The following is a 10384-nucleotide window of genomic DNA, read 5'->3' as shown; positions in this document are numbered from 1 at the left end:
TTAGCTCAAGAAAAAATAGAAAAAGCTGGACAGAAAAAGGCTAAAGTCTTTGGAAAAAACGACATGGACTACAAAAACATGTTGGCCTTGAAAGATGTTGATGCAGTGGTGATCTCTACTCCATGGTTATGGCATACCAGAATGGCGGTAGATTCTATGAGAGCTGGAAAATATACCGGACTGGAAGTATCGGCAGCCAATACCTTGGAAGAGTGCTGGGACCTGGTGAACACCCACGAAGAAACCGGATCTCATTTAATGATCCTGGAAAACGTTAATTACCGTCAGGATGTATTGGCGGTGCTTAATATGGTAAAACAAAACCTTTTTGGAGAACTGTCGCATTTTAGATGTGGTTACCAACACGATCTTAGGGCCGTAAAATTCAACGACGGCAAGCAAGCCTATGGCGGAGGTGTTGAATTTGGCGAAAAGGGAACTTCGGAAGCCAGATGGCGTACCCAACATTCCTTATTGCGAAATGCCGATGTATACCCTACCCATGGCTTAGGGCCTATAGCAGTAATGGCCGATGTAAACCGAGGCAATAGGTTGGTATCCCTAACTTCTCACGCTTCTAAACCATTGGGACTGCACAACTATATCGTAAACCACCCTAATGGAGGGCCAGACCATCCTAATGCCAAAATAAAATGGAAACAGGGCGATGTAATTACCACTACCATCGAAACCGCAAAAGGAGAAACTATTATCGTAACCCACGACTGTAACCTACCAAGACCTTATTCTTTAGGCTTTAGAGTACAAGGTGTAAGCGGTATTTCTGAATTTGACTACCATACCAAAAGGATTCATATTGAAGGAAAGACCGAAGGGCATGGTTGGGAAGACATGGACTCTTATATCAAGGAATACGACCACCCGCTTTGGAAAAAGCACGGCAAAGGAGCTACCGAAGCAGGCCATGGTGGTATTGACTTTTTTGTGATCAATGCCTTTGTAGAATCGGCCAAGGAAAATATAGCACCTCCTATGGATGCCTATGACGCGGCAGCATGGAGTGCAGTTACACCATTATCCGAACTCTCTATTGAAAACAACGGAGCCCCGCAGGATTTCCCGGATTTTACCAGAGGAAACTGGATCAATAGAGCGCCTTACAACTGGATGAAAGAAACCTTTTAAACTATAAACACAACTTAATATTAATTCAAACTAAATCAATGAAAAAACTAATTACAAAAGGATTATTCCTTCTTATGTTAGTACTCTCGTTTTCTGTACGAGCACAAGAACGGAGTATTACAGGTACGGTTATAGATGCTGCTACCAACGGCCCCATTCCAGGAGCCAGTGTTGTTATAAAAAACACAACAATAGGAACGGCCACAGATTTCGATGGTCTTTTTACTATTCAGGCATCTACCAATGCAACGCTTGTCATCAGTTATTTAGGATATAAAACTAAGGAGATGGTAGTGGGTAGTGAAAGTACTTACACCATAGCCTTAGAAGAAGATGCCGCACAACTAGAAGAAGTAGTAGTTGTAGGATACAGTACACAAAAAAGGGAGAGCTTAACAGGCTCCTTACAGACTGTTAAAGGCGATGATCTTAGGGACGTAACAACGCCTTCGGTTGAAAATATGCTAAACGGAAAGGCTCCCGGGGTATTTGTTTCTCCTGGATCAGGAAAGCCTGGTTCCAAAGGTGGTGTAGTTATCCGTGGACAGGCTACTTTAAGTGGAACTACTAGTCCGCTTTGGGTCATTGACGGTGTGATAGTTGGATCTGGAGCAGGAGAACTGAACCCGGACGATATTGAATCTATAACTGTCCTGAAGGACGCAGCATCAACATCTATCTACGGCTCTCAGGGAGCCAACGGGGTTATTGTTGTGACAACAAAAAGAGCTAAAGTTGGTAAAACTACTGTGAACTTTTCTACGAAATTAGGTTTCAACCAGCTCAATAACGGAAACACTGAAATGATGAACGGAGCTGAATTGTATGACACTTACAGTTCGTTTGCCAATGCCGATCAAATATCATTTCCACGATGGAGCCCGGATCTTCGCAATAGTAATTTCGACTGGTGGGATGTTGCTACCAAAAGTGGTTTTACAAGAAATTACAATGTCTCTATTCAAGGAGGTTCCGAAACACTTAGATCTTTTATGTCTATAGGATTATACGACGAAGAAGGAGCTGTAAAGGGCTATGACTATACACGTTACAATTTTCGTTTCAAAACTGAGTACAAACCCTATGAATGGTTGACGATAAAGCCTTCTCTTGTAGGTTCGCTCCGCGATGTGGAGGATCGTCAGTACTCTACTACCGCCATGTACTCTAACTTACCGTGGGACAGCCCTTACGACGAAGACGGCAACCTAGTTGGCCATCGTTCCAGCAGTTGGGTAAATAGTGCCAGTACCAACTATCTGTACGATCTTCAGTGGAATCACTCTTCCAATAAGAACTATGAGTTTATGGGAAATCTTGATTTCGACATTAAATTGACCGATTGGTTGACTTTTTCTTCTGTTAACAACCTTCGTTACAATAGTTATAAGGCAAAGGGCTATACCGATCCCCGTTCTAGTGGAGGTGAAAGTGTCGGTGGACGAATAACGGACTACCGATCTGAATATACACGCCAGTACACCAACCAGATTTTGCGATTCAATAAAAGTTGGGATAAGCACTACCTGAACGGGTTGCTAGCCTATGAATTTAATGATTACCGCAGTGAGACGCTAGACGTATATGGCACTGGGTTTATTCCTGGGTTTGAGGTTTTGGATGTTGTTGCTAAACCCGAGCGTACCAAGGGAGGGATCAATGAGTGGGCCGTACAGTCTATTCTTTCCAATGCAAATTATTCCTATGACAATAAGTATATGGCTCAAGTCTCTTTCCGTAGGGATGGCGCATCGAATTTTGGTGATAATGCCAAGTATGGTAATTTCTTTTCTCTCAGTGGGGGATGGAATATCGACCGCGAAGATTGGTTTAAAGCCGACTGGGTAGATGCTTTGAAGCTTCGCCTCGCTTATGGTTCTGTAGGGAATCGTCCAAGCTCTCTTTATCCGCAATATGACCTTTATGCCGTTTCTTCGGGAGCAGCCTATAATGGAAATCCAGGTGCATTGATCAGTCAAATAGGAAACAAAGACCTAACCTGGGAAAAAACCTATACCAGTGGTGTTGGGTTAGACGCCAGATTACTTAATAACCGTGCAAGGCTTACATTCGATTATTACCAAAAAAATACTGATAATATCCTATACCAAGTTCCGGTTACTGGCTTAACAGGAGTTACGAGCATATGGCAGAACATCGGTGAAATGGAAAACAAGGGAATTGAGCTTGCCATTGGAGGCGATATTATCCGTACCCAAGATTTAACATGGAGCATAGATGTGAACTTAGGACATAACGTCAACAACTTGACAAAGCTTTATAAGACAAAAGATGCTAGCGGAAATTATGTTGTCAGACCTATTATCGTTGGAGATGGGTTGGGAATTGCAGGTTCTGCACAAAGAATGCTAGAGCCCGGTCGCCCAGTAGACACCTATTACTTAAAGGAATGGGCTGGCGTTAATCCCGACAACGGATTACCGATGTGGTACACTGTGGATAGGGATGATCAAGGAAATGAACTGTCAAGAACCACTACCTCTAACTACTCGGAAGCCACCTTCGAAAAAACCGGAAAAGTATCTCCTGATCTATTTGGAGGCTTTACCACGGCATTATCGTATAAACGCATCGATCTTAGTGCTGTCTTTGGATATGCTATCGGAGGTAAGATCTACAACTATTCCCGTCAGGAATACGACTCGGACGGAACTTATACAGATCGTAACCAAATGGTATTGAGACCAGGGTGGAGCCGTTGGGAGAAGCCTGGCGATATTGCTACACACCCTATCGCAAGGTATAATAACCAAGATAAGGGGAACGCCACTTCTACGCGTTTTCTGGAAAAAAGTGACTTTTTAAAGTTGCGTTCGCTTTCTTTGGGCTACAATCTTGACGTAAGCCAATATAATATTGATAACCTACGCATATCCTTTACAGGAGAAAACCTGTTCGTTATCACTGATTATTCTGGAGTAGACCCAGAAATCCCTGTCAGTGACAGTGGTGCCATCCTTGGATCAACAGGTCCTGCTGTTTACCCAGCAACAAGTAAATTTATGCTTGGTCTTAATGTAAATTTTTAAATTGAAAAAAACATGAAAAAAATATTTATAGCCATATTGGCGACGGTCGCATTCTCTTCTTGTGATATTGATCGCTCTCCTTATGGAAGTATGGACTCGGAGACCATCGTCAATGATCCTGATGCTTCCCTAGAACCATTACTTAACGGAATGTATGCCCAATTAAAGGCTTGGTCAGATCCCATGCACCGTATGGGTGAGTATGCGGGAGATAATATGATGATCCGCGGATCGTCTACAGATCCTTTTTTCGAATTTATCTCGTATTCTCGTACACCAAATAACTACCGTTTAACTCAATTTTGGAATTCGGGGTATAAGGCCATTGCACAAGCCTCCAATATCATTGACATGATTGAAGAGGGACAAAGTGTAGCGATTGATCATAGTTTAGGAGAATCTTACTACGTTCGTGGTATGATGTACTTTTATCTGACCCGTGCATTTGGCCGTCCTTACTATCAAAACCCAGAAACAAATCTAGGTGTTCCCATTGTTAATGGTACTCCAGAAGATGTCATTAATTTGGAGCTGGCAGATCGTGCAACAGTAAAAGAATCCTATGAGCAAGCCATCAGCGATTTAAAAAAGGCTGAAGAACTACTTACGATAGACATGAATGCGATATACGCTTCAAAAGAAGCTGCCCAGGCCATGTTGTCTCGAATCTATCTCTATATGAGTGGTACGTATACATCTCCTAATACAGAATATGCGCAACTTTCCGTAGATTACGCTGACAAGGTGATCAATTCCGGGAAGTATTCGTTGTTGCCAAGGGAACAGTTTCTAAAGTACAATACTTTTATTCCAGAAAACAACGCAGAGACTATATTTGCCATAAAACGAGTAGCCTCTGAGTATTCAGGGTATGACCACTACTATGGCGTTGGAGGTATGTATGCTAACCTAGGCGGTATGGGCTGGGGCGAAATGTATGCCAGTGCTAAATATATTGACTTGTTGAACGAAACCGGTCGTAATGACTGGCGATCGGACAGTTATAATATAGTAGATGCACGTGCTGCCTTTATTCAGCCCACCTATTCACAAGATGCCACTACAGGAGAGTATACCGAAGTGTTCCGTTTTATTAAGGAAGATGGCAGTGATTTAAATTATGTACAGGCAGAGACTACCCGTAATGGAGGTATAATCACCTGTAAGGAAGGAAACGACACCTATACGCTTATCCCTGTTGATACCGATCAGGAGATATACTCTATTCAGTATAAAGATGGGAATACCTATACAGGTGTTATAGACAACTACATTACACTAAACCGTGCATATCCCCAGTTTTATATAACTAAAGCTTCCCTAGAAGGAGAAGACTCTCACTTGCATTCTCCGGTAATCAGCCGTTTGGGCGAAATTTACCTGAACCGTGCAGAGGCGTATGCCAAATTGGAAAATTATGCAGCAGCCCTAGCAGATCTTAACACTATCAGAGAGCGTGCTATTGTGGGCGGAGGTTATAGTTCTTTGGATGCTTCCAACGCAAGTACACGTATTGACAAGGAGCGTCAATTAGAACTTGCCTATCAGGCAGAACGAAGCTACGACGTATTCCGTAATGGAAAAGAACTAACACGCGATTATCCGGGTCCTCACAATCAATCTGAGATTATCTCCGCTACTGACTTCCGTGTTGTGTATTATATTCCGCAGGATGCCATTAACTCGTACCCTGGTACATTAACGCAAAATCCTGTGCAGTAGTAGAAGGAGGATGCTCGGGACATCCTGCTCTGAATAAGGGAAAAAAGAATAGAATTCAGAACCTTGTAATAATAAAAGAGATTTCACTGGCAAACTAGAGAATAATCGACTTTATACTTGAGGAACAAGTACTTTTCTACCCCTCCCTTATTCAAAAATTTATTGTACTAAAAAGGCTCCTTAACGGGAGTCTTTTTTTTATGTATTCAATAAGCCAAAAAAAATATATTCTAAATTTCGAAATGAACTTCCCTTATTAAAGTGAACTAGTTCCGTAACAAAAAGAAGCATAAAAATTCCAGCTACCCCCTCTGGGGCCATGGATCCATTTAATAGCTGTAATGGTTTGGCCGGCACTACTTTTAGTGCTTGGCAAACCATTTCTATTTTAGCATCATTTCAATTCAAGTGGGGTCTACTTCCGAAAAAAAACCTTAGTATACCAAAAGGTGTCCTTCCTATTTTAAAGCACGCTCTATCAGAAAGTTTTGGAAAAGACGGCAATAAAAAATGGCAAAATGGAGGATGAAGCCCAACCATAACCAGGACATTTATCCCTTTCTCTAGCCACTTCATATAGCCTTTAGGAATTACCCATTAAAGTCTTTTAATCCATTAAAATTAATTCTTCAATCTACCACAAACCTCAAACATTCCTAAAAATATTGTCTGTTTACAAAAAACACCCCCTAAATCGGAAATTTTGTCGCCCCAAATGTGCCCTACAAAGTCCATATTTGTTGATATCAATTTACATAAAACAAAGAACCAATGGATAATAGAAGAAACTTTATTAAAAAAGCGGCTATCACCTCAGCTGGGATAGCCATTTTACCAAATCTCTCTATGGGGAGTACTTTAGGGAAGAACACTCAAAAATTAAGGGTTGCAGTTTTAGGTATTGGAGAAAGAGGAATAATGCACCTAAACAACCTTATAAAAAGAAATGATGTGGATGTTACCGCTATTTGTGATGTAGACATGGCACGTATTGCCCTTGCCCAAAAGAACATGGAAAAGGCAGGTCAAAAGAAGGCGAAGGTTTTTGGTAAAAACGACATGGACTACAGAAATATGTTGGCATTAAAAGAAGTTGACGCAGTGGTTATTTCTACCCCATGGCTATGGCATACCAAAATGGCAGTAGACTCTATGCGCGCCGGAAAATATACAGGCTTGGAAGTGTCGGCCGCCAATACGATGGAAGAATGTTGGGACTTGGTAAACGTACATGAAGAAACAGGTGCTCACCTAATGATCTTGGAGAACGTAAATTACCGTCAAGATGTATTGGCAGTAGTAAATATGGTTAAGCAAAACCTTTTTGGTGAACTGTCGCATTTTAGATGTGGTTACCAGCACGATCTTAGAGCAGTAAAATTCAACAACGGTAAACAGCCCTATGGTGGTGGTGTTGAATTTGGTGAAAAAGGATTTTCTGAAGCTCACTGGCGTACCCAACATTCCTTGTTGCGAAATGCCGATGTATACCCTACACATGGTTTAGGCCCTGTTGCTGTTATGGCCGATATAAACCGTGGAAACAGATTTGTATCCCTTACCTCCCACGCTTCTAAACCATTAGGACTTCACAATTATATCGTGAACCATCCTCAAGGTGGTCCGGACCATCCTAACGCTAAAATAAAATGGAAACAAGGCGATGTGATAACCACCACTATCGAAACCGCAAAAGGCGAAACCATTATCGTAACCCACGACTGTAATTTACCAAGACCTTACTCATTAGGCTTTAGAGTACAGGGTGTAAGCGGAATTTCTGAGTTTGACTACCATACCAAAAGAATCCATATTGAAGGAAAAACCGAAGGTCATGGTTGGGAAGACATGGATAATTACCTAAAAGAGTACGACCATCCACTTTGGAAAAAATATGGAAACGATGCCCAAGGTGCTGGACATGGAGGGATGGATTTCTTTGTGATCAATGCTTTTGTAGAATCGGCCAAGGAAAACCTTGCCCCTCCAATGGATGTCTATGATGCAGCAGCATGGAGTGCCGTTACCCCATTATCCGAATTGTCTATAGAAAACAACGGAGCACCTCAGGATTTCCCGGATTTCACTAGAGGAAACTGGATAAAAAGAGCGCCTTACAATTGGATGAAGGACACCTACTAGGACTTTCTAACAATAGCTTATACTTTAAAAAGGGTACTACTTTTACATTATAAGTAGTACCCTTTTTTGTAGCTTCCAAACAATGGCTTTATAATGACCGCTATCAATATGAATTGCTACGGCATCTATAAAAACCTGGAACTAGGTTACACCACCTAGGATTCGAGATTCCTGTTTTTTACCCTATTTTAAATAACAACACTTTTTCCTGGGGTAGGAATATTATAAGTACCGTCCGGATTGGGCTGCACCGGAGCTGGTGAATCCCAGCTTAATTGATCGGGCACCAATTTAATCTCGGACTTCATGGCTTCTTCCAGTTTTATAACTTTTCCGGAATAGGTGGCCATTCTCCCTAAAATGGCACTCATAGTACTTTTTGCTGCATTCTCGGCGTCACTGATCAGTCCTTTATTTCGTATAGCCTCAAAAAGCTTTATATGCTCTACCAGGTATGGGTTAGGATCGTCCTTCCCACGATGGGAAAAAACATCCCCTCCCTCCAAGTCTTTTATAAAGGTATTGTCGCCATAGGTTTCAATACTTCCTTTCGTTCCTTGAAATACTTCGGCCACCCTACTCATGGTTTCTGGCTGATGGCGGCATTGACTAGAAATCACGGCACCACTAGGATAGGTATATTCTACAAAGTGATGGTCAAAAATTTCGCCATGGTCCTTCCCATTTCTTATTTGCCTACCGCCCATTCCTTGTGCAGATATTGGGTATTCCCCCAAAAACCAGTTCGCCACATCTATATTATGAATATGCTGCTCTAGAATATGATCGCCACATAACCAATTAAAATAATACCAGTTCCTCATTTGGTATTCTAGTTCCGATTGTCCAGGCTGTCTTTCTCGCACCCACACTCCTCCACTATTCCAGTATATCTGACCAGAAACGATCTTTCCTATTTTATTATCCTTTATCTCTTTAAAGGCTGCCAAATAACTATCCTGATAATGGCGCTGAAGCCCCACTACTACATTTAATTTCTTTTCTTTTGCTGTTTTTGCCGCTGCTAATACCTTTCTTACTCCTGGGACGTCGGTTGCGACAGGTTTTTCCATAAACACGTGTTTCCCTTCATTGACGGCAAATTCAAAATGCTGCGGCCTAAATCCTGGTGGCGTAGCCAAAATAACTACATCGGCCATCGCCATGGCTTTTTCGGCACCATCGAATCCAACAAATTGATGTTCTTTGGCTACATTAATCTTTTTTGTTCCCTCGAACTCTTTTTTTAAGTTCATTAAACTCCCTTGCAGCCTATCTTCAAAAGCATCGGCCATCGCTACTAATTCTACGTTGGCATCGGCATGCAGAGCTTGGCTAGCAGCGCCAGTACCACGTCCCCCACAACCAATTAATGCAATTTTTAATACTTTATTTTTCGGCACATTTACCATGGCATCCATAGGAAGGGTCGGTAAAATCATGGCACCAGTGACCAAGGCACTACTCTTACAAAAATCCCGGCGGGAATTGTTTAAAGGCGCCTTAACGGATTTAGGTTGATTATTTTTCTTCATAATTTAAAATTTGGCAATCTTAGTTCGAGATAGGTTAAATTTCTTCTTACAGTTATAAGAGGTTAATATATAAAATAATACCCAAACACAAATTATAAATTACTAATTTTAAAACACAAAAAGCCCTCTATTCCTTCTCAATCATGTTATTAATTAACTAATTGAAACAAATAACACCAGATTATTAAAAATATATCAATTTAATTTTCCTTTGACACAATAGGAATATTGGGTTGTTTTTTCATCATTAATTGCTGAAGGGAGTCTATTTGTTCCAATAAATTTTGAATGCCCAAAAAACTATCTTCCCCCTGTTGTTTAAAGAATTGCTGTAACAATCTATTTCCCGAAAAAATAGAATCTGTCCCAAAAAAATCTTGAAAATCCTGATCTTCCATATTCCATGAATAGTTGTTTTTGGAAAAAATCCCCTTTGCGTTCATGAGGCTGTCAAAATCCATATTGTACGGTAACATATTGCCCTTAATCAAGGAATGCATCTCAATAGAGTCGTATTCGATGATTTTGCCATGCCCATCAATTATTTTATACACGTTTAAAGGTTGTTTGGATTGGACCGTTAAAGTGCTATCGCTAGTGTCTCTTACGGCCACTTTAATAGAGTCGGAATGGATTACCTGACCATAAGAAACAACCATGGTCATGACCGACAAAATTATATACAACAATGCTTTCATATCTATTAATTTCACAAAGAACAGACTTCTAATAATTTAATAAAAACAAAGCATTTTATCACTATCTATTTCTGTTTTTTTAGGCGATATT

Annotated in this window: 6 protein-coding genes; 4 read left to right on the top strand and 2 right to left on the bottom strand. The window is 41.0% G+C overall.

The window, feature by feature from the left end:
• The 4 genes from HCG49_RS07660 to HCG49_RS07645 all read left to right on the top strand — a co-directional run.
• Window positions 1-1146: Gfo/Idh/MocA family protein (locus HCG49_RS07660; protein WP_168468939.1), on the top strand; the 1146-nt coding region annotated here is incomplete at its 5' end.
• Between the two features lie 38 nt (window positions 1147-1184).
• Entirely contained in the window at window positions 1185-4196 is a 3012-nt protein-coding gene (locus HCG49_RS07655; RefSeq protein WP_168468938.1) for a SusC/RagA family TonB-linked outer membrane protein, read from the top strand.
• A 12-nt stretch (window positions 4197-4208) separates the two neighbouring features.
• Window positions 4209-5918: a RagB/SusD family nutrient uptake outer membrane protein gene (locus tag HCG49_RS07650; RefSeq protein ID WP_168468937.1), complete on the top strand. Its 1710-nt coding sequence runs from the start codon at window positions 4209-4211 to the stop codon at window positions 5916-5918.
• Between the two features lie 771 nt (window positions 5919-6689).
• Complete coding sequence (locus HCG49_RS07645; protein ID WP_168468936.1) at window positions 6690-8060, top strand: Gfo/Idh/MocA family protein; 1371 nt, start codon at window positions 6690-6692, stop codon at window positions 8058-8060.
• A gap of 188 nt (window positions 8061-8248) precedes the next feature.
• On the opposite strand, the gene HCG49_RS07640 is transcribed toward HCG49_RS07645, so the two are convergent.
• On the bottom strand, window positions 8249-9595 hold the full coding sequence (locus HCG49_RS07640; protein WP_168468935.1) for a Gfo/Idh/MocA family protein: 1347 nt from the start codon (window positions 9593-9595) through the stop codon (window positions 8249-8251).
• A 200-nt stretch (window positions 9596-9795) separates the two neighbouring features.
• A complete protein-coding gene (locus HCG49_RS07635; RefSeq protein WP_205764359.1) occupies window positions 9796-10293 on the bottom strand; it encodes a hypothetical protein in 498 nt (165 codons plus the stop codon).
• Window positions 10294-10384 lie beyond the last annotated feature (91 nt).

It is taken from the genome of Arenibacter sp. 6A1, from assembly GCF_012272855.1.
Classification (GTDB): domain Bacteria; phylum Bacteroidota; class Bacteroidia; order Flavobacteriales; family Flavobacteriaceae; genus Arenibacter.
This window is presented reverse-complemented; position numbering and strand designations above follow the sequence as displayed.